Genomic DNA, 21,273 nt, shown 5'->3' with positions numbered 1-21,273 from the left:
CTTTTGACACAATACCAACCACATCAATTAGGTAAAAAATAGTGATGTAAAAAATATTCAGAAAAGGATAATTTCAGTATAAAACAACGTTATTTGCCTACACTATAAACATGTGTTAGATTGTCAATCCGAACAATATTTACACTAATTTTATTATGAATCAGACAACAAATCCGTCACCAATAAGAACGGGGGGTTTTCTAAATACTATTGAACGAATTGGAAACAAAATCCCCGATGTAACCACTCTTTTTTTCTATGCTTTAGTCATCTGTTTTGTTGCTTCGCTATTGCTTTCTTTTGTGAGTTTTAACTATATTAATCCTGTCACGCAAGATAAGCTTGTTGTTGTTAATATGTTAGCGCCTGAGCATCTTGTTACTTTTTTTACCAAGATGGTACCTAATTTTATCAGCTTTCCACCGCTTGGAATTACAATTGTGGCGACATTAGGTATAGGTATTGCTGAGAGCAGTGGTTATATCCATGTGCTACTCAAAAAATTACTGGCTATTACCCCGAAAAATTTAGTCACACCATCAGTGATTTTTGTCAGTATGGTTTGCCACATTGCTGCTGACTCAGCTTATGTGATTTTAATGCCAGTATCGGCTATGATGTTCTATGCAATTGGTCGCCACCCGCTAGCTGGGATTGCGGCTTCATTCGCTGGATTAGCTGGTGGATTTAGTTCAAGCTATACACCATCTATTATCGATCCAATCATGCAAGGCTTTACTCAAAGTGCAGCACAAATTATTGATCCATCTTATCAAGTCAATGTACTTTGTAACTATTTCTTAAGTTTTGGCGGTACCTTTTTTGTATTATTAGCTTGCTGGTTTGTTACCGATAAAATCGTCGAGCCTCGATTAAATGCAACCATGCCTTTAAATAGTGATCTAAAATTAGATAACATTGCCAACTCGCCAGCGATTACACCCGTTGAAAATCGTGCTTTCAAAGTAGCTTCAATTGTCTTTATAATTATTGCTATTGGCTTAATTTTATTATTGTTACCAGAAAACTCTTTATTGCGTGCATCTGATGGAAGCATGACAAGCAATAAGGCTCCAATTATGCAAATTATTGTGCCATTATTATTTGTATTTTTTGCTATTCCAGGCTTAATACATGGTTTTATAACTGGTGCATTTAAATCATCACGCGATATTGTAAAATCAATGGAAAATATCACTAAATCACTTATTCCATTCATTGTTTTTGCTTTCTTTTGTGCTCAATTTCTATATGTCTTTTCTCACTCACAAATTGGAACATTAATTGCAGTTGGTGGCGCCGATTTATTAAAAGCACTGCACCTGCCTCCAGTTGTAACCATATTTGGTGTGATCATTCTAACAAGTATGTTAAATGTGTTAATTACCTCGGCATCATCGAAGTGGGCTATTTTAGCGCCGATTTTTGTACCTATGCTTATGTCTGTTGGTATCTCGCCAGAATTAACTCAAGCCGCTTACCGCATTAGTTCTGCGGTTAATGTTAGTACGCCTATGTTTGCTTTTTACCCGCTGATTATTGCCTATTGCCAGCAATACTGTAAAAATACGGGTGTAGGTACATTAAGTTCAATGATGATTCCTTATACCGCTGCACTACTTATTGCATTAACGATAAACTTATTGCTTTTTTGGTTCCTAGGCCTACCAATTGGTTTTGATAGCGGTTATGTTTATCCGCCAGTAAATAATTAGCCACCACAAGGAGTCAAAATATTATGAATATTACCGAACAACTAGTTAAACGTTTTTTACGTTATGTCAACGTTCCAAGTCAAAGCGCTATTGGTTGCACACATGTGCCCTCAACTCCAGGGCAAACAGAATTAGCCAAATTACTTAAACAAGAGTTAATCGAACTTAATCTACAAGATGTTCATCTTGATGAACATAGTATTCTAACGGCTAAACTCCCCGGCAATAACCCAAAAGCGCCTAAAATTGGCTATGTTGCCCATCTTGATACTGTCGATGTTGCCTTATCAGATAAAGTTAAGCCACAGAGAGTAACCTTTACTGGCCAAGATATTCTATTAAACAAAGATAAAAATATTTGGTTTAAAGTCGATCAGCATCCCGAACTAAATAAATATCTCAATGATGAATTGATTGTCACTGATGGTACCAGCGTACTTGGTGCTGATAATAAAGCAGCCATTGCCATTGTGATGACTATGTTAGAGCAATTACAACAACAAAATTATACATATGGCGATATTTATGTTGCCTTTGTACCAGATGAAGAAGTCGGCTTAAATGGTGCCAAAAAACTGGATTTAAACCGTTTCAAGCCTGATTTTGCTTACACAATCGATTGTTGTGAGTTAGGTGAAGTCGTTTATGAGACATTCAATGCTGGCTCAGCCATTATTGAAATTGAAGGCATCTCTGCTCATCCTATGTCTGCTAAAAATGTTTTAATCAATCCTATCGGCATTGCCAATGACATTATTAACTGTTTTGATAGCTTTGAAACACCAGAACATACCGAAGGCAAAGAAGGGTATTTTTGGTTTAATGATATCGTTGGTAATCAAAGTACCACAACATTAAAAATGAGTATTCGTGACTTTGATTTAGCTAAGTATGAGGCGCGTAAGGCTTATATACAAGAAGTTATACGTTTTATTAGCTTAAAATATCCAAAAGCAAAAATTGAGTGTAACATTACCGATACCTATAGCAATATCGCTAACTATTTAGGTAATGACCGTCGCTGTATTGATTTAATTTATCAATCATTTGAACAACTCAATATTCAACCAAAAACCATCGCAATGCGTGGAGGAACCGATGGTTCTGCTCTTTCTGCTAGAGGGCTTACCACGCCAAATTACTTTACTGGTGCTCATAACTTCCATTCATGCTTTGAATTTTTACCATTATCATCATTTCTTAAATCATTTGAAGTAACAATGAAAATTATTGAATTAGCAGCCAAGAATAAATAACCTTAAAAAGGGAGATATCTCCCTTTTTCCACCTACGAAGCATTTCGATAACGATAAGAAGCAATCCTCTCACCGATCCTACATTGTTAATACAAAATAAAATTATTTCATTAACACCTTAGCAAGCTTTATAAAGGGCTAATAAAAAATAATTGATTGATTGATGAATTTTCTAGAGAGTGTGGTGGGTCGTGAGCGATTCGAACGCTCGACAAACGGATTAAAAGTCCGCTGCTCTACCGACTGAGCTAACAACCCATTTCAGAAAACAACTACTTAATTCCTTAAGGTTTCAAGTAATTTCGGGTTGGTATAATACTTATAATTATAATGTTACGCAACCCTTTTATTGATATTTCTATTTAATAGATGGTTATTTGTACATTTTACTTTAGCGATGCTAACTTTTTTTTAGCCTGATCAACAACGTTTTTATTTTTAGAATATTTACTTATAACTTGTTGAAAAACGATTCTAGCATTTTTCTTATCGCCTTTCTCAAGCAGAATCAAACCAACTTTATATAGGCTATCTGCAGCTTTGGAAGAGGTAGCAAACTTTTTCACTACAGTTGCATAATAAAATGAAGCCTGATCTTTATTTCCTTGCTTATAATAAAGTTGACCTATCCAATAATTAGCATTAGCTAAATAACCTGACTTTGGATAAGCTTTTATAAATTTTTGAAATGCCGCAACGACCTCATTACTTTTTTTCCCATCGTTAACAAACTGCATGATAAAATTATAATCAGCCTTATCACGCCCCGAAGTTTCCCAACCAGATAAATCAGATGATGGCGTTGTTGCCGTTGATGAAGAAGTATTATCCTCAGAAGTGTTCGCATTTGCAGAAACGCCCGAGCCACCAACCATTTGTTGAAGAATCATTTTTTGACGTTCTATCGTCTGATTAAGTTGGTGTCTAGTTTCTTCTAATTGCCCTCGAAGCGCATCCACTTCAGCTTGTAAATCATTAATCCTTTCCTGATTTTGTATTAATAATTGGCCTTGTGCCTGAATAGTTCTATCCGATTCTGAACTGCCTGCTGCACAGCCAGTGAATAAAAGAAATAAGAACAATACGAGTGTTTTTTTATGCATATTATATTACTCAGCATGAATGTAGAAAAGAAACGGCTGAATAATCAGCCGTTATAAAATGCTATTAGTTGATAGCATAAGTTACTACAGCACGACGGTTTTTAGCATAAGCTTCTTCGTCATGGCCTAATACTGCTGGTTTTTCTTTACCATATGATACAATTTCCATTTGGCTACCAGAAGCACCATTACCTTGTAAATATGATTTAACTGCAGCAGCACGACGTTCACCTAATGCAATGTTATATTCTGGCGTACCGCGTTCATCTGCATGACCTTCGATAATTACTTTCACGTTATTTGCACGAATAAATATTGCATGTGCATTTAATAATGTTGCATAGTCAGATTTAACATTATATTTATCAAAATCAAAATATACTGTATTGATTTGTTGTAATTTATTTAATTGCTCTAAAGCTTCTTTTGATAAAGAACCACTTGCAACACCAGCTACATTGCTACTGTTATTAGACGAACATGCAGTTACAGTAATTAGTGGTAAAGCAACCGCGGCTACTTTAAGAAATTTAGAAAATTGCATTGTATTAACTCCTTTTGTTTAAATAAATTATTACCTGTATTTTTACACACCTAACCAACTTCAAAGTAACAGCCGTTACCAACCAGAACGATTAGAGGTATATATTATAATGCCCTTGTGCTTTACACAATTTTAATAATTGCAATATTGTGCAAATTATAACCTCTTCTTATAAATATGGCGACCATGAAGGGAATTTTACTTGCCCATCTGTTGCTGGTAATCTTGCTTTAAAATTACCATCTGTTGAAACTAGATTCAAAATTGTACCTAATCCTTGTGATGAGCTATAAATGATCATAGTACCATTTGGCGCAATGCTTGGCGTTTCATCCAAAAAGGTGTCTGTTAAACGTTGATAGGTATTTGTGCTTATATCATATCGAGTAATATGTTGTTCACCATTATTGGTTGATATCATAGCAATAAAAGAACCATCAGGTGATACCCGCGCATTTTGATTCTGTGTATTATCCCAAGTTAGCCTTTGAGATGCACCACTATTAATGTTGATACTATAGAGTTGAGGGCGACCTGCTTGATCAGAAGTGTAAACAATAGTTTGATTATCAGGCATCCAAGATGGTTCTGTATTATTATTACGATTAGAAGTAATTTGCGTGATTTTTTTGCTACTTAAATCCATCATATATAAATTTAAACTTCCCCCTTTAGATAAGGCAAAAGCTAATTTACTGCCGTCTGGAGAAAACGCTGGCGCACCATTATGTTGAGGAAAAGACGCAATTGTTTGAACAGCGCCACTATCCAATGTTTTTAAAACTAGTGAAGAATGGCCTCCTTCAAATGTTACATAGGCTATTTTTTTACCATCTGGTGACCAAGTTGGAGACATTAATGGTTCTTTGGAACGATGAACAGTAATTTGATCATAACCGTCATAATCAGATACTCTTAATTCATGTGAAAAAGGTCCTTTAGTTGTTTTAACAACATAAGCAATTCGTGTTCTAAAAGCACCTTTAATACCGGTTAATGATTCAAAAATTTCATCACTTGCAGTGTGAGCCGCGTAACGGAGCCAACGCTTATCAATAGAATATTGATTTTGTGCTAAAACGGCACCTGGGCGATTTACGATATCAACTAATTGATAATTGATAAGGTATTTCCCAGAAGCATCTGGCTGAATCGAGCCGACAACTACCGCAGAAACCCCCAGATTATTCCAAGCCGCAGGCGTAACTTCAGAAGCTGTTGTTGGTTTTTGTGGCATACTATTAACTTCAACAGGATTAAATTTACCACTATTACGTAAATCTGAAGCAACGATATCTTCTATAATTTGTGGTGGTTGACCAGAGCCTGTCCACTTAAATGGCACAACAGCGACTGGTTTAGCAGAGCTTACGCCATCGGTAATAATAATTCTTACCTCAGAATTAGCCATCGTGGTAAAACATAGAATAAAACAAGTTGTCAAAAAGCGAAAAGCGAATTTGATCATCTTAAATTCCTTAATAAAAATAAGACACATTGAGTTAAATAAAATATAAACCCGTAAAAAAGAAAACAAAACCTTTGAAAATTAAGATACAACAGCTAATTGCCCCCCATATATTAAACTTTACAAGCTATAAACAATGATTCAGAAAAAAGATAGCTGATAACAGGTAACAAGTCCATAGCCTTTAAAATAAAAAGATCTCTGTAATATTAATGGTTTTACTATATAAAGTAATCAACGCAGTAACAAAAATAACTTCTTTAATTGTAGTTGCTTATACTAATCTTATTTAAATAAGGTTTAAAGGGCTTAAAAAGATATTTTTGTAAAAGAAAAAGAGCCAATACATGCAAAATATTTAAAATTCTTAGCAACTAATCACAAAAAATAATAATTTGGTAGAGCTAACGTTGCTATATTTGGCAATATTCACAATAAAAGGTATTGCGTTGTCCTATTTTTTGCGATTTTATCTCTGCACCACAAATTAGACATCGCTCGCCATTGCGCCCATAAACTTGTAGCTCTTGTGCAAAATACCCTGGTTTTCCATTAGATTGAAGAAAATCCTTGAGCGTTGTCCCTCCTTGTTCAATGGATTTGCTAAGAACTTGCTTAATAGCAGCAACAAGCCTTTCAAATTCATTTAATTGTAATGAGCTTACTTTACGGTTAGGATTGATTTTCGCCATAAACAATGACTCAGAAGCGTAAATATTGCCAACGCCAACCACAATATGGTTATCCATAATCCAACTTTTAATGGAAACCTGTCTATTTTTGGCTTTTTCGAATAAATATATAGCTGAAAACTCATGACTTAACGGTTCTGGACCTAAATGTTGTAATTGCAGTATTTCGTCTAGCGAATTTGCCCAGAGCCAAGATCCAAAACGCCTAGGATCAGTATAACGCAATGTAACACTATTTTCTAAAATGAGGTCTATATGATCATGCTTTTGTGCTTTTTGAGGCTTTGGTAAAATACGTAAACTACCTGACATACCTAAATGAATTACGATCCAGTTATTAGATAGCTGTAGCAATAAATATTTAGCTCGACGCTGTATATCTAAAATAACCTGTCCATGTGCATTACTTATAGCGCTATCAACAGGCCAGCGTAATTTAGGTTGTCTAACAATAATTTTATGTATAATCTGTCCTTTTAAATATGGCAAAATGCCTCTACGACTTGTTTCAACTTCGGGTAATTCAGGCATATTATTCCCCTCTTAATTATTTAATAGGTCTGTAACCCAATTGGGTACCTGTTCAGTGGCCATCATTTGGTTATTTCCAGAACATAAATCCTTAGGGTTAATGGTCCATACGGGTAAAGTACGCACACCATCGCCATTACATAGCCACTGACCATTACTATCAATTGGTACCATAAAAACATTTTGCGGTATCGGCAATACCAATTTCTTTGGTGGATTGTTTTGTAAATATTCACTATAAATTTTCAGCGCTCCTGTAGCTCCAGTTAATTTCATTGGTGAATGATCATCTAAACCAATCCAAATAACAGCAACATTCCTGCCGTCAACGCCTGTAAACCAGCTATCACGAGAATCATTGCTTGTCCCCGTCTTAGCAGCTAAATTAAACGAACCGTATTTAGCTTTTAATGAACGAGATGTGCCCGAACTAACAACTTGTTGCATAGCATAAGTTGTCAAATAAGCTGATTGTCGAGACACTGCCTGAAGTTGTTGTGGATAGCTTTGATAAACTAGCTTACCTTTATCAGTCAATACATATCTTAAAATAGTAAGCGGAGAACGTTGCCCATTATTAGTGATAGTTTGAAACATCTGAGCTGTTTCTAATGGTGTTAATTCTAATGCACCAAGCAATCTTGATGGTAAATTAGGTATACGATCTGTAGGAACTCCTAATGCTTGTAAAGTATTTTTCGTTGCATCCAGTCCTAATTCCATACCTAAATTAACCGTTGGTACATTTAATGAAAGTGCCAAAGCGTCCACTAACATAACACGATCACGGAATTTACGATCGTAATTTTTAGGCTGCCAATACCCGCCACTATCAAGCTTAACCGATAATGGGCTATCATTAAGCCATGTATTAAGTTGGTAATAATCAGGTTGCCCAAGTGCAGTTAAATACGTTGATGGTTTAGCTAATGAACCAATCGCTCTTTGCATTAGCCAAGCACGGTTATAACCAGGGTAACGTGGGTCTGCACTACCAATAATTGAGCGAATTTCCCCTGTTTCTCGACTAACTACAACCATTGCTGATTGTAATTCTTTTTTCGTTGATTTGCGTAATTTGTCAATTTCGTTAGTCACCGCTTGCTCAGCTGCAGATTGAGCTACCGGATCAAAAGTGGTAAAAATCTTCATACCTGACAAATGATCTGCTTTATCACCCAATTGTCTTCGCAGTTCACTACGTACAACTTGCATAAATGCTGGTTGCGGTGAAATCACCCCCCCCTTGGGTAGCACTGATAGTGGGCGCTGACTTAATAAGTTATACAACTCATCATCAATTATGCCTTGTTGCTGAGCAAGTTTTAACACCACGTTACGGCGCTCAATAACTTGTTGAGGTTGTGTCCACGGATTATATAACGAAGCGCCTTTTACCATACCAACCAGTACCGCTTGCTGATCTAATGTAAGTTCATTAACTGGTCGCCCAAAATAGTAAAGACTTGCCAATGGAAAACCATGAATCTCTTCTCCTCCCGCTTGCCCAAAATAAACTTCGTTTAGATAAAGCTCTAAAATACGTTCTTTACTATAACGACCATCTAAAATCAAAGCCATATAGGCTTCGCGTATTTTACGGCTTAAACTACGTTCATTAGTCAGAAAAAGGTTTTTAACAGTTTGCTGGGTTAAGGTACTGCCTCCTTCGATGCGGCCTGTAGTCAAATTAACGAAAATAGCACGACCGATAGAATATAAGCTTACACCATGATGATCATAAAAACGCTTATCTTCTGTAGCAACCAATGTTTGCAATAACGAATCAGGAAACTGCTTCAATGGAACAAATAATCGTTGCTCGCCATTTGGAGAATGCATCATGGTAATTAATTTAGGATCAATTTTTAGCAATCCAAAATCGCGCCCAGTTTCTAGATTAGTAATGCGATCTATACGATTTTCATAAAAAGTAATGCTAACTCTAAATGACGGCTCTTCACCATCAGGAAATGTAAAAGGTCGTCGATAAACATCAACAGCATTATTACTTACAATAAACTCACCTGGGCGGCTGGCTTTTGTATCTTGCTGACGATATTGTGCACCCTCTAACATTGTCACTACATCATTTAGACTATATTCACTATCAGGCTCAAGATCTATAATTTGTCCATAAACTGCCGCTGGCAACTCCCACACGTTACCATCAACTCGCTCCTTGATTTGTTGATCAAGATAAACGCCGTAAACAATAGCTACAGCCACAATGACAAGAAATAGCTTAAATAATAAGGTCAAAAACCGGCGCCAAAGTGTAGACTTCTTATTTTTTTTATTTTTTGGAGAATTTTTGGGAGACCGTTTTTTTGATGTTTTAGTTGACGTGTTCAAACTGCACCTAATATTTATTATTCAATAAAAATTAGCTTATCATAACATAATTTTTTAAGAATATTGCGGTCTTCTTTTTGTAAAAAAGTTTCAGGTAAAATCGATTTTGAAGCATAAAACAAGTGTATGAATTTAAAAATCTAGCTGTGAGCTAATAGTTTTAACTTTCGACAAAAACGCTTTTTTTGACTTACCTGTCAACCCTTCCGAAATAGGTAAACTTGCTGTCAATGGATTAACCGGCTTATTATTAATGTGTAGCTCAAAGTGCAGGTGAGGTCCTGTAGAACGGCCTGTATTTCCAGATAACCCAATCTTATCACCTTGTTTAACTTGCTGACCTGGTTTGACTAAAATCTTATCCAAATGCATATAAGTTGTCATATACTGACGCCCGTGTCGAATAGCAATATAATTACCAGCCGAACCACTATACTTTGCAATGACTACTTCACCATTACCAACTGATAAAACTGGTGTACCACGAGACACTGCAAAATCAACACCATTATGTGGAGTTATCGCACCGGTAACAGGATGTAAGCGACGAGGGTTAAAACCAGAGGAAACTCTAGCTTGCTTTGCTAATGGATAACGGAAAAAACTTTGCGACAAACTGTTCGCATTAATATCATAATATTTACCATCATCTGCTAAAATAGCATAATAATCTTTGGTACCATTTTTAATGCGTACACCTAACAACTGACTATTAGATAAACGATTGCCATGCATCTCTCTGGTTAAAACAACTGAAAATTTATCACCAACTTGCAATCGACGAAAATCTAAACGCCATTGTAAAGCACGAGTAATTACGCCAATTTCATTACTGGTTAATCCATTTTTGCGAGCATCTGCAACAAAGCTACTTTTAATATCACCTTTTATCACAATATTTTGTGGTACACTTTCAACTGTTTCTGAACTTTCTACAAATTTATCGCCCGATTTTTCATAAATTCGAATATTATTACTGGAGATTGTCCAACTAAAAGTTTGCAAATTATGATTATCATCAGTCGTCCAACTAATTTGTTGACCTATTCTCAAATTTGCAAGTTGTTTAAATTTTGTCGTTAACTGATAGATGTCATTTCGATTAACGTTATAACGAATCAAGATATCATGCAGGGTATCCCCTCGTGCAATAGTGTATTGCACAGTATTATCTTTATCATCAACAATGTCATCTAATTCATCTTTAACAATCTCATCTTCAGGAATATCTGATGATTCAGTAACTGTAGAAGGTTTCCCATTTACCATCTCAACTTTTCCATCATCGATAACAACAGAAGAATGGGTGTTATCATTTACAGTCGTTTCAGCTTGAGGCGTTAAAGGAACATAAACCGTTCGATTCAAATTGAGTGGATTCCACAGAACGATAAATAAGATAACAATGAAAAGAACACCTAATATTGAAAAATAGGTATTTCTAAAATTATTTTTTTCAATATCAGGTGATTTTATTTGTCTTGCCAAAATTAACCTTAACTATTTATTCTAAAACTAGTCTTTATCTAAACAATCCAACAGTTGCTCTGTTAATTTTGCTAAAAATTGTGAATATGCATCTTTAGAAAGAGAAATACCCGTTCCTAATGGATTTAGCTCTCCAATACGTACATCTGTTCCATTCACTATTTTTTCAATAACTGCAGGGCTAAACTGTGGCTCTCGAAATACACATACTGCTCGGTGCTCTTTGAGCGCCTGTTGAATTGCATAAACCTTTTGAACACCCGGCTGAATTGCTGGATTTATAGTAAAACTGCCTAAATTCTTTAATCCGAACTGCGATTCAAAATACCCATAAGCATCATGAAACACAAAATACCCTCTATTCTGTACGTTAATGAGTTTTTTTGCAATGTTTTGTTCTGTTTCTGCAAGTTTTATGATGAATTCGTTTAGATTTGCATCAATCAATGCGTTTTTATCTGGATACAGGGTAATAAGTCGATCATGGATTGACTGCGCAATCACCTTGGCAATTTTAGGTGAAAGCCAAATATGTTCATCATATTCACCATGATGACCATTAGCAGGTATAGGATGGGAGTGAGTATCTTCATGTTCATGATCCTCATGACCTGTTCGAAGCAATACTTTAATCTCTGGTATTGCCATTAATTCAATTTGTTTTTGCTTATCAATACTTTTTAATATTGTTGGCATAAAAGCTTCCATATCTTCGCCAACCCAAACCACAAGTTCAGCTGATTTAACTTTAGCCAAATCAGATGGTTTTAAATAATAACTATGTGGAGATGCGCCATCAGGAAGTAAAATATCATTATCAGTTACTCCTGAAGCGATTGCTTCGACAATAAATCCTATTGGCTTTACAGACGAAATAACTTTCGCATTAGCATAATTAACAATACTTTGAATAAACATTAATGAACCAAGTATCATTAAGAAAACTAATTTTTTACTATTTAGTAGAATATATTTTTTCATACAATTTTCCTATATTTATTATGTATGGTAAAATAGAGTTAATTATTGTTATAATATAACATAACATATTTATAGACAAGGGTGATTAACAAAATGACTCCACTCATTTCGCTTGATAATGTTTCGGTGCAAATTGACCATCAAAAAATATTATATGATGTTTCGTTAGTCATTCATCTTAATCAAATTATTACAGTACTTGGTCCTAATGGAGCGGGTAAATCGACACTGGTGAAAGTTATTTTAGGATTAATGCCATACACCTCAGGAACAATCACATGCTTACCTAACTTAACGATTGGTTATGTGCCGCAGTCAATCAACTTAAATCCAACACTACCTATTACTGTTAGACGTTTTATGTGTCTTAATAGACAGTTAAATAAAAAGGATATTTTTAATATATTATCAATGGTAAAAGCTGAATATTTAATCAATGAATCTATGCATCAATTATCAGGTGGTGAATTGCAACGTGTTTTGCTCGCTCAAGCTTTAGTTAAGCGCCCTCAATTACTGATTCTTGATGAACCTACTCAAGGGGTAGATGTCAATGGCCAAGTACTATTATATGATTTAATCGCTGATGCAAAAAAACAGTTCAATTGTGGCGTGTTAATGGTTTCCCATGATCTTCATTTGGTCATGGCAAAAACCGACGAAGTAATCTGCTTAAATCATCATATATGCTGTTCTGGCACACCAGCAATTGTTTCTAATGATCCAGAGTTTATTTCTCTTTTTGGACAACATGAAACCTCGCAACTCGCTATTTATAAACATCATCACAATCACCAACATGATTGTTGTAAACAATCTATTGAGCAAAATAAGCGTATTGTTTTGCCTAGTTATAGAAGGAAAAAACAATGATTGAATTACTATTACCTTCTTTATTAGCGGGATTATGTTTAACTAGCATAACTGGGCCTTTAGGCACTTTCGTTGTTTGGCGAAGAATGTCTTATTTTGGCGATACTTTATCACATGCTGCTTTACTTGGTATCGCATTTGGCTTTTTGTTGGATATCAATTTATTTTATGCAGTCATTTTTGTCACACTCTTACTAGCTATCGGATTACTTTGGTTAGAAGCACAAAAACAATTACCAATTGATACATTACTTGGTATTTTAGCTCATAGTGCCTTATCACTAGGCTTAGTAGTAATTAGTTTAATGGACAATATCCGTATCGATTTAATGGGATATTTATTTGGCGATCTTTTATCAGTAACATATTTAGATCTTTATCAGATTATTATTTGTGTAGTATTCATTGGTGCTTTATTATTTTGGCAATGGAATAACATTTTATTTATCACTGTAAGCGAAGAATTAGCTTTTAGCCATGGCATTAATGTACAGCTCACAAAATTGCTTTTGACTTTACTACTAGCATTAACCATAGGTCTGTCAATGAAATTTGTTGGAGCGCTAATTATTACATCTTTACTTATCATTCCTGCCGCAACAGCAAAATATTATTCAAAAACACCCGAAACAATGGCGTTAATTGCAATAATAGTAGGGATGCTATCGGTAGTTGCTGGAGTGCTATTCTCATTTGTTTATGACACCCCAACAGGTCCCTCTATAGTATTAAGTAATACTTGTCTATTTTTTATATCATTACTTATTTCAAAACGCATTTTAAATAAAACAAATTAAAATCACTGCAAAATCGTATTATTTATTGCGTGTTATATCCCATTAATAAATGGCTTTAATGGTTTTTTCGATATTTTCTAATATGATAATAATAAAATTAAACATATTAATAATTAAAAACTATGTCACTTGCAATTATTTATACTCGAGCCTCTATTGGAATACAATCACCATTAATAAACGTTGAAGTTCATATTAGCAATGGGTTACCAGGCTTTGTATTAGTTGGTCTTCCTGAAGCAACCGTTAAAGAAGCTAAAGATCGAGTTAGAAGTGCCATTATTAATAGTGGTTTTACCTTTCCAGCTAAAAAAATAACGGTAAACTTATCTCCAGCAGATTTACCCAAAGAAGGAAGCCGCTTTGATTTACCAATAGCTATTGCGATACTTGCCGCAACAGAGCAAATTCCAACAGAAGATTTATTACATTATGAATTTTTGGGTGAATTAGCTCTTTCAGGAAATATTAGAGCCGTAAAAGGCGCAATACCAGCTGCAATTTCCTCTAAAAAGAAAAATCGCAGATTAATTATTTCCGCCGAAAACCAATCAGAAATTTCTTTAATTCACCAAAGCAACACATTAATCACCAGTAATTTACTAGAATTATGCCAATATTTATATAAAGAAATTGATTTACCAACAGTTCAATATCGTGAATATCAAGGCGGTAACAATAACCCAGCTAGTTTACAAGATATAATTGGGCAAGAACACGCCAAGAGAGCATTAGAAATTGCAGCAGCGGGAGGGCATAATTTATTATTAATTGGACCTCCAGGTACAGGTAAAACTATGTTAGCAACGCGTTTAACCTCTTTATTACCTCAATTATCTGATGATGAAGCACTTGAAAGTGCGGCAATAACAAGCCTTGTCAGTTCATATGGATCAGTAAAAAATTGGCGTAAAAGACCTTTTAGAGCGCCTCACCATAGCGCATCAACTGCAGCTCTTGTTGGCGGAGGAACAATCCCTAGACCTGGAGAAATTTCTCTAGCCCATAACGGCGTATTATTTTTAGACGAATTACCAGAATTTAATCGAAAAGTATTAGACGCGTTAAGAGAACCCATTGAATCGGGAGAAATTATCATTTCAAGGGCAAATGCAAAAATAAAATTTCCCGCTAGATTTCAGTTAATAGCGGCAATGAATCCAAGTCCAACAGGACATTATCAAGGCACACATAATAGAACAACACCACAGCAAACTATTCGCTATTTGAATCGGCTTTCAGGACCATTTCTTGACAGGTTCGATATTTCTATTGAAGTTCCTTTACTACCTAAAGGTGCTCTAAGCCAAAAAGTAACTTCAGCAGAATCAACTGAAACAGTAAAACAACGAGTTCTAACAGCAAGAAATACTCAATTAAAAAGAAGCAGCAAACTAAATAGCCAATTAAGCACAAATGAAATTCAATGCTATTGCCAATTATCAAATGAAAATAATGAATATTTAGAGCAAGCTTTAATTAAATTAGGTCTCTCTGCTCGTTCATGGCACCGAATACTAAAAGTATCGCGCACAATCGCAGATTTAGATTTATCAGAAACCATAGAACGAAAACATGTTTCAGAAGCATTAAGTTATCGCTCTATGGATCGGTTACTAATTCAATTACACAAAAATATTGGTTAAAGAATTAGTCATCACTATCTACAAAATCGTCTGTTACATCAACCTGTGGTTTTCCACCAGATAATGTATGAAAACGTTTTGGCTTATTTATACGAGAAAGATACTTCAACCATGTTTTTTCAAAATCAGTTGATGGCTCTTTTTTACCTTTGCAAACCGCTACAAATGATTTTTCTTCTGCAGTGGTAGGCTTTTTAGCTTCTGTGTCAAGATCTTTAAAAGCACAACCATGCTTTTCTAAAATCATAGCTTCTTTAATAGTAAAATCGCCGTGGCGAGAAAATCCTCTTGGATAATTCTTATTATCGAAAAAACGTTGTTGACTAATAAAACTCTCAGCCATGTTCTATCCTCTAGATTGTAAAAGTAGTTGGCGGGAATTATAATTGACAAAGTTAATCTGTAAACAAAATTCTTTTATTTATACAGATAAAATCGGTTAATTGGCTAAAATTAAAACATAAATGTTATCTTGTGGCAGGGGCGGAGAGTCTCGAACTCCCAACACCCGGTTTTGGAGACCGGTGCTCTACCAATTGAACTACGCCCCTAAATGGAAGTGGCGGAACGGACGGGGCTCGAACCCGCGACCCCCTGCGTGACAGGCAGGTATTCTAACCAACTGAACTACCGCTCCACCGTATTTGGTATGTTAATATAAATAAAATTTAAAAGTCTGGCGGCACCCTACTCTCACATGGGTAATACCCACACTACCATCGGCACTACGGCGTTTCACTTCTGAGTTCGGCATGGGGTCAGGTGGGACCACCGCGCTATTACCGCCAGACATATCCTGTCTTCTCTTCTCTCAATTACCATGTATTATCTCATATCCACAGCAATTGCTCAATCCGGAACAAACTGCTCTCTCATTTATTAAACAATTTAAAGTCAATCTCTCTAAATATATCAACTTCAATCATCCAATCGCGTAACTCCAAAACAACTCCGAGTTGTAAGGTTAAGACTCTCGGTTCATTAGTATCAGTTAGCTCAATGTATCACTACACTTACACACCTGACCTATCTACGTCTTAGTCTCAAACGGACCTTACTGAATCTCTTCAGGGAAAACTCATCTCGAGGCTAGTTTCGTACTTAGATGCTTTCAGCACTTATCTATTCCGCACGTAGCTACCGGGCAATGCAATTGGCATCACAACCCGAACACCAGCGGTGCGTTCACTTCGGTCCTCTCGTACTAGAAGCAAACCCTCTCAATTTTCCTACGCCCATGGCAGATAGGGACCGAACTGTCTCACGACGTTCTAAACCCAGCTCGCGTACCACTTTAAACGGCGAACAGCCGTACCCTTGGGACCTACTTCAGCCCCAGGATGTGATGAGCCGACATCGAGGTGCCAAACACCGCCGTCGATATGAACTCTTGGGCGGTATCAGCCTGTTATCCCCGGAGTACCTTTTATCCGTTGAGCGATGGCCCTTCCATTCAGAACCACCGGATCACTATGACCTACTTTCGTACCTGCTCGAGCCGTCACTCTCGCAGTCAAGCTAGCTTTTGCCATTGCACTAACCTCCTGATGTCCGACCAGGATTAGCTAACCTTCGTGCTCCTCCGTTACTCTTTGGGAGGAGACCGCCCCAGTCAAACTACCCACCAGACAGTGTCCCTTACCTCGATTCAGAAGTATAGGTTAGAACATCAAACATTAAAGGGTGGTATTTCAAGGTCGACTCCATGCATACTGGCGTGCATGCTTCTTTGCCTCCCACCTATCCTACACATTAAGGCTCAATGTTCACTGTCAAGCTATAGTAAAGGTTCACGGGGTCTTTCCGTCTTGCCACGGGTACACCGCATCTTCACGGCAATTTCAATTTCACTGAGTCTCGGGTGGAGACAGCCTGGCCATCATTACGCCATTCGTGCAGGTCGGAACTTACCCGACAAGGAATTTCGCTACCTTAGGACCGTTATAGTTACGGCCGCCGTTTACTGGGGCTTCGATCAAGAGCTTCTGCATAAGCATAACCCCATCAATTAACCTTCCAGCACCGGGCAGGCGTCACACCGTATACGTCCACTTTCGTGTTTGCACAGTGCTGTGTTTTTATTAAACAGTTGCAGCCAGCTGGTATCTTCGACTGATTTCACCTCCATCCGCATGGGACTTCAATTACCATCAGCGTGCCTTCTCCCGAAGTTACGGCACCATTTTGCCTAGTTCCTTCACCCGAGTTCTCTCAAGCGCCTGAGTATTCTCTACCTGACCACCTGTGTCGGTTTCGGGTACGATTGATTATAACCTGAAGCTTAGAGGATTTTCCTGGAAGCAGGGCATCAATTACTTCTGCACCTTAGTGCATCGTCATCACACCTCAGCGTCTCAGTGACCGGATTTGCCTAATCACACGCCTACATGCTTAACCCACCATCCAATAGGTGGTAAACCTAGCCTTCTTCGTCCCCCCATCGCAGTTATAACCAGTACGGGAATATTAACCCGTTTCCCATCAGATACGCCCTTCGGCCTCTCCTTAGGGGTCGACTCACCCTGCCCCGATTAACGTTGGACAGGAACCCTTGGTCTTCCGGCGAGCGGGCTTTTCACCCGCTTTATCGTTACTTATGTCAGCATTCGCACTTCTGATACCTCCAGCATGCCTCACAACACACCTTCTACGGCTTACAGAACGCTCCCCTACCCAATACACTTTCGTGCACTGCCGCAGCTTCGGTGCATAGTTTTAGCCCCGTTACATCTTCCGCGCAGGCCGACTCGACTAGTGAGCTATTACGCTTTCTTTAAATGATGGCTGCTTCTAAGCCAACATCCTAGCTGTCTAAGCCTTCCCACTTCGTTTCCCACTTAACTATGACTTCGGGACCTTAGCTGGCGGTCTGGGTTGTTTCCCTCTTCACGACGAACGTTAGCACCCGCCGTGTGTCTCCCATGATTCAACTTGTCAGTATTCGGAGTTTGCATCGGGTTGGTAAGCCGGGATGGCCCCCTAGCCGAAACAGTGCTCTACCCCCAACAGTCATTCATGAGGCGCTACCTAAATAGCTTTCGGGGAGAACCAGCTATCTCCCGGTTTGATTGGCCTTTCACCCCCAGCCACAGGTCATCCGCTAATTTTTCAACATTAGTCGGTTCGGTCCTCCAGTTAGTGTTAACCAACCTTCAACCTGCCCATGGCTAGATCACCGGGTTTCGGGTCTATACCCTGCAACTTAACGCACAGTTAATACTCGGTTTCCCTTCGGCTCCCCTATTCGGTTAACCTCGCTACAGAATATAAGTCGCTGACCCATTATACAAAAGGTACGCAGTCACTATTACCCAACGGTAACAGCTCCCACTGATTGTACGTACACGGTTTCAGGGTCTATTTCACTCCCCTCCCGGGGTTCTTTTCGCCTTTCCCTCACGGTACTGGTTCACTATCGGTCAATCAGGAGTATTTAGCCTTGGAGGATGGTCCCCCCTTCTTCAGACAGGATATCACGTGTCCCGCCCTACTCTATAAGCTTCCACATCATGCATTTTCATGTACGGGACTTTCACCCTCTATCGTGCGACTTTCCAGACGCTTCCACTAATACATCATGCTACCCGCTTGGGCTACTCCCCTTTCGCTCGCCGCTACTTAGGGAATCTCGGTTGATTTCTTTTCCTCGGGGTACTTAGATGTTTCAGTTCTCCCGGTTCGCCTCATATAACTATGAATTCATTATATGATAGTGTAGTCACCTACACTGGGTTTCCCCATTCGGACATCAACGGCTATAGCGCCTTTTATCGGCTCACCGTCGCTTTTCGCAGATTAACACGTCCTTCTTCGCCTCTGATTGCCTAGGCATCCACCGTGTACGCTTAATTTCTTAACCTTACAACTCACAGTTATCTTGGTTTTCAATTTACGCTTTTTTCTCTTTTTTACTTCAATACTTTTAATTTAATCAGCTTAACTCAATTTTTATCAAATATATCATTAAACCAAAAATAAAAGCTTTCCGTAAAAACGAGAACTCGTTTCTTTCAGCTTGTTCCTAATTGTTAAAGAGCTTTATCTTTCTATTCACTCAAACACTAAACCAAGTAAATACAAACATAATTTTTCATCATCGAATAGTAGAGGTACCTTTAATGGTGGAGCTAAGCGGGATCGAACCGCTGGCCTCCTGCGTGCAAGGCAGGCGCTCTCCCAGCTGAGCTATAGCCCCATTGTCTCACTTCATCAACCAATCAAACTAAAATCAGCTTAATAAGTAGAATTGGTGGGTCTGAGTGGACTTGAACCACCGACCTCACCCTTATCAGGGGTGCGCTCTAACCACCTGAGCTACAGACCCAATAAAGTGACTCTTTCTTCTAAACAAACAATCTGTGTGAACACTTACGAGCTCTTCGTAAGGAGGTGATCCAACCGCAGGTTCCCCTACGGTTACCTTGTTACGACTTCACCCCAGTCATGAACCACACCGTGGTAAACGCCCTCCCGAAGGTTAAGCTATCTACTTCTGGTGCAACCCACTCCCATGGTGTGACGGGCGGTGTGTACAAGGCCCGGGAACGTATTCACCGTGACATTCTGATTCACGATTACTAGCGATTCCGACTTCATGGAGTCGAGTTGCAGACTCCAATCCGGACTTAGACGTACTTTATGAGGTCCGCTTGCTCTCGCGAGGTCGCCTCCCTTTGTATACGCCATTGTAGCACGTGTGTAGCCCTGGTCGTAAGGGCCATGATGACTTGACGTCGTCCCCACCTTCCTCCGCTTTATCAACGGCAGTCTCCTTTGAGTTCCCGGCCAAACCGATGGCAACAAAGGATAAGGGTTGCGCTCGTTGCGGGACTTAACCCAACATTTCACAACACGAGCTGACGACAGCCATGCAGCACCTGTCTCACAGTTCCCGAAGGCACTCCCATATCTCTACAGGATTCTGTGGATGTCAAGACCAGGTAAGGTTCTTCGCGTTGCATCGAATTAAACCACATGCTCCACCGCTTGTGCGGGCCCCCGTCAATTCATTTGAGTTTTAACCTTGCGGCCGTACTCCCCAGGCGGTCGATTTATCGCGTTAGCTTCGGAGCCCATCACTCTAGGCAACAAACTCCAAATCGACATCGTTTACAGCGTGGACTACCAGGGTATCTAATCCTGTTTGCTCCCCACGCTTTCGCATCTCAGCGTCAGTATCTGTCCAGAAGGCCGCCTTCGCCACCGGTATTCCTCCACATCTCTACGCATTTCACCGCTACACGTGGAATTCTACCTTCCTCTACAATACTCTAGTTAACCAGTTTTAAGTGCAATTCCTAGGTTGAGCCCAGGGCTTTCACACCTAACTTAATTATCCGCCTACATGCCCTTTACGCCCAGTCATTCCGATTAACGCTCGCACCCTCCGTATTACCGCGGCTGCTGGCACGGAGTTAGCCGGTGCTTCTTCTGTAATTAACGTCAATTGTTGCACCTATTAGATACAACACCTTCCTCATCACCGAAAGTACTTTACAACCCGAAGGCCTTCTTCATACACGCGGCATGGCTGCATCAGGGTTCCCCCCATTGTGCAATATTCCCCACTGCTGCCTCCCGTAGGAGTCTGGACCGTGTCTCAGTTCCAGTGTGGCTGGCCATCCTCTCAGACCAGCTAGAGATCGTCGCCTAGGTGAGCCTTTACCCCACCTACTAGCTAATCCCATATGGGTTCATCAAATGGCGCATGGCCCAAAGGTCCCATGCTTTGGTCTCTCAACTTTATGCGGTATTAGCAGTCGTTTCCAACTGTTGTCCCCCTCCATTCGGCAGATCCCCATACTTTACTCACCCGTCCGCCACT

General features: G+C 38.6%; 13 protein-coding genes, 5 tRNA genes and 3 rRNA genes. 5 read left to right on the top strand and 16 right to left on the bottom strand.

Annotation, left to right across the window (positions count from 1 at the left end; translation table 11 throughout):
* Positions 1 to 155: 155 nt before the first annotated feature.
* Both A9G40_RS09415 and pepT read left to right on the top strand, forming a co-directional pair.
* The gene (locus tag A9G40_RS09415) at positions 156 to 1,715 is read left to right on the top strand and encodes an AbgT family transporter (RefSeq protein WP_065582825.1); all 1,560 of its coding nucleotides are present in this window, start codon (positions 156 to 158) and stop codon (positions 1,713 to 1,715) included.
* Between the two features lie 23 nt (positions 1,716 to 1,738).
* Positions 1,739 to 2,971: a peptidase T gene (gene pepT, locus A9G40_RS09410; protein ID WP_065582824.1), complete on the top strand. Its 1,233-nt coding sequence runs from the start codon at positions 1,739 to 1,741 to the stop codon at positions 2,969 to 2,971.
* 182 nt (positions 2,972 to 3,153) lie between these two features.
* Here the strand turns inward: pepT and A9G40_RS09405 are convergent.
* From A9G40_RS09405 to znuA, 8 genes are all read right to left on the bottom strand, one after another.
* Positions 3,154 to 3,229, bottom strand: a tRNA-Lys gene (locus tag A9G40_RS09405).
* A 128-nt stretch (positions 3,230 to 3,357) separates the two neighbouring features.
* Complete coding sequence (ybgF, locus tag A9G40_RS09400) at positions 3,358 to 4,074, bottom strand: tol-pal system protein YbgF (RefSeq protein WP_065582823.1); 717 nt, start codon at positions 4,072 to 4,074, stop codon at positions 3,358 to 3,360.
* Positions 4,075 to 4,138: 64 nt separating this feature from the next.
* Positions 4,139 to 4,618, bottom strand: a complete 480-nt coding sequence (gene pal / locus A9G40_RS09395) for a peptidoglycan-associated lipoprotein Pal (protein ID WP_065582822.1) — start codon at positions 4,616 to 4,618, stop codon at positions 4,139 to 4,141.
* Between the two features lie 169 nt (positions 4,619 to 4,787).
* On the bottom strand, positions 4,788 to 6,083 hold the full coding sequence (tolB, locus tag A9G40_RS09390) for a Tol-Pal system beta propeller repeat protein TolB (RefSeq protein WP_065580071.1): 1,296 nt from the start codon (positions 6,081 to 6,083) through the stop codon (positions 4,788 to 4,790).
* Between the two features lie 416 nt (positions 6,084 to 6,499).
* The gene (gene mutM, locus A9G40_RS09385; RefSeq protein WP_065582821.1) at positions 6,500 to 7,309 is read right to left on the bottom strand and encodes a bifunctional DNA-formamidopyrimidine glycosylase/DNA-(apurinic or apyrimidinic site) lyase; all 810 of its coding nucleotides are present in this window, start codon (positions 7,307 to 7,309) and stop codon (positions 6,500 to 6,502) included.
* 12 nt (positions 7,310 to 7,321) lie between these two features.
* Positions 7,322 to 9,664 carry a bifunctional glycosyl transferase/transpeptidase gene (gene mrcB, locus A9G40_RS09380; protein WP_065582820.1) on the bottom strand — a complete coding sequence of 781 codons (2,343 nt, stop codon included), beginning with the start codon at positions 9,662 to 9,664 and terminating at the stop codon, positions 7,322 to 7,324.
* A gap of 132 nt (positions 9,665 to 9,796) precedes the next feature.
* The gene (gene mepM / locus A9G40_RS09375) at positions 9,797 to 11,152 is read right to left on the bottom strand and encodes a murein DD-endopeptidase MepM (RefSeq protein WP_065567796.1); all 1,356 of its coding nucleotides are present in this window, start codon (positions 11,150 to 11,152) and stop codon (positions 9,797 to 9,799) included.
* A gap of 27 nt (positions 11,153 to 11,179) precedes the next feature.
* The gene (znuA, locus tag A9G40_RS09370; RefSeq protein ID WP_065582819.1) at positions 11,180 to 12,133 is read right to left on the bottom strand and encodes a zinc ABC transporter substrate-binding protein ZnuA; all 954 of its coding nucleotides are present in this window, start codon (positions 12,131 to 12,133) and stop codon (positions 11,180 to 11,182) included.
* A gap of 93 nt (positions 12,134 to 12,226) precedes the next feature.
* Between znuA and znuC the strand changes: the two genes are divergently transcribed.
* From znuC to A9G40_RS09355, 3 genes are all read left to right on the top strand, one after another.
* Positions 12,227 to 13,006 carry a zinc ABC transporter ATP-binding protein ZnuC gene (znuC, locus tag A9G40_RS09365; RefSeq protein WP_065582818.1) on the top strand — a complete coding sequence of 260 codons (780 nt, stop codon included), beginning with the start codon at positions 12,227 to 12,229 and terminating at the stop codon, positions 13,004 to 13,006.
* A complete protein-coding gene (gene znuB / locus A9G40_RS09360) occupies positions 13,003 to 13,803 on the top strand; it encodes a zinc ABC transporter permease subunit ZnuB (protein ID WP_065582817.1) in 801 nt (266 codons plus the stop codon). The genes znuC and znuB overlap by 4 nt, the downstream gene beginning before the upstream one ends.
* Before the next feature lie 122 nt (positions 13,804 to 13,925).
* Positions 13,926 to 15,449: a YifB family Mg chelatase-like AAA ATPase gene (locus A9G40_RS09355; protein WP_065582816.1), complete on the top strand. Its 1,524-nt coding sequence runs from the start codon at positions 13,926 to 13,928 to the stop codon at positions 15,447 to 15,449.
* A gap of 4 nt (positions 15,450 to 15,453) precedes the next feature.
* Here the strand turns inward: A9G40_RS09355 and A9G40_RS09350 are convergent, their stop codons facing one another.
* The 8 genes from A9G40_RS09350 to A9G40_RS09315 all read right to left on the bottom strand — a co-directional run.
* Complete coding sequence (locus A9G40_RS09350; protein WP_065582815.1) at positions 15,454 to 15,792, bottom strand: DUF413 domain-containing protein; 339 nt, start codon at positions 15,790 to 15,792, stop codon at positions 15,454 to 15,456.
* A 132-nt stretch (positions 15,793 to 15,924) separates the two neighbouring features.
* Positions 15,925 to 16,000 (bottom strand) — tRNA-Trp (locus A9G40_RS09345).
* 9 nt (positions 16,001 to 16,009) lie between these two features.
* A tRNA-Asp gene (locus tag A9G40_RS09340) sits at positions 16,010 to 16,086 on the bottom strand.
* A 37-nt stretch (positions 16,087 to 16,123) separates the two neighbouring features.
* Positions 16,124 to 16,239 (bottom strand): 5S ribosomal RNA (gene rrf, locus A9G40_RS09335).
* Positions 16,240 to 16,409: 170 nt separating this feature from the next.
* Positions 16,410 to 19,308, bottom strand: a 23S ribosomal RNA gene (locus A9G40_RS09330).
* A 260-nt stretch (positions 19,309 to 19,568) separates the two neighbouring features.
* Positions 19,569 to 19,644: transfer RNA gene (locus A9G40_RS09325), tRNA-Ala, on the bottom strand.
* A gap of 52 nt (positions 19,645 to 19,696) precedes the next feature.
* Positions 19,697 to 19,773 (bottom strand) — tRNA-Ile (locus A9G40_RS09320).
* A gap of 58 nt (positions 19,774 to 19,831) precedes the next feature.
* Positions 19,832 to 21,273: ribosomal RNA gene (locus A9G40_RS09315) — 16S ribosomal RNA — on the bottom strand; the annotation flags it as partial.

The organism is Gilliamella sp. Nev3-1, assembly GCF_001690435.1.
Classification (GTDB): domain Bacteria; phylum Pseudomonadota; class Gammaproteobacteria; order Enterobacterales; family Orbaceae; genus Gilliamella; species Gilliamella apicola_C.
The sequence above is the reverse complement of the archived record's forward strand: the minus strand, read 5'-3'. Positions and strand labels throughout refer to the sequence as shown.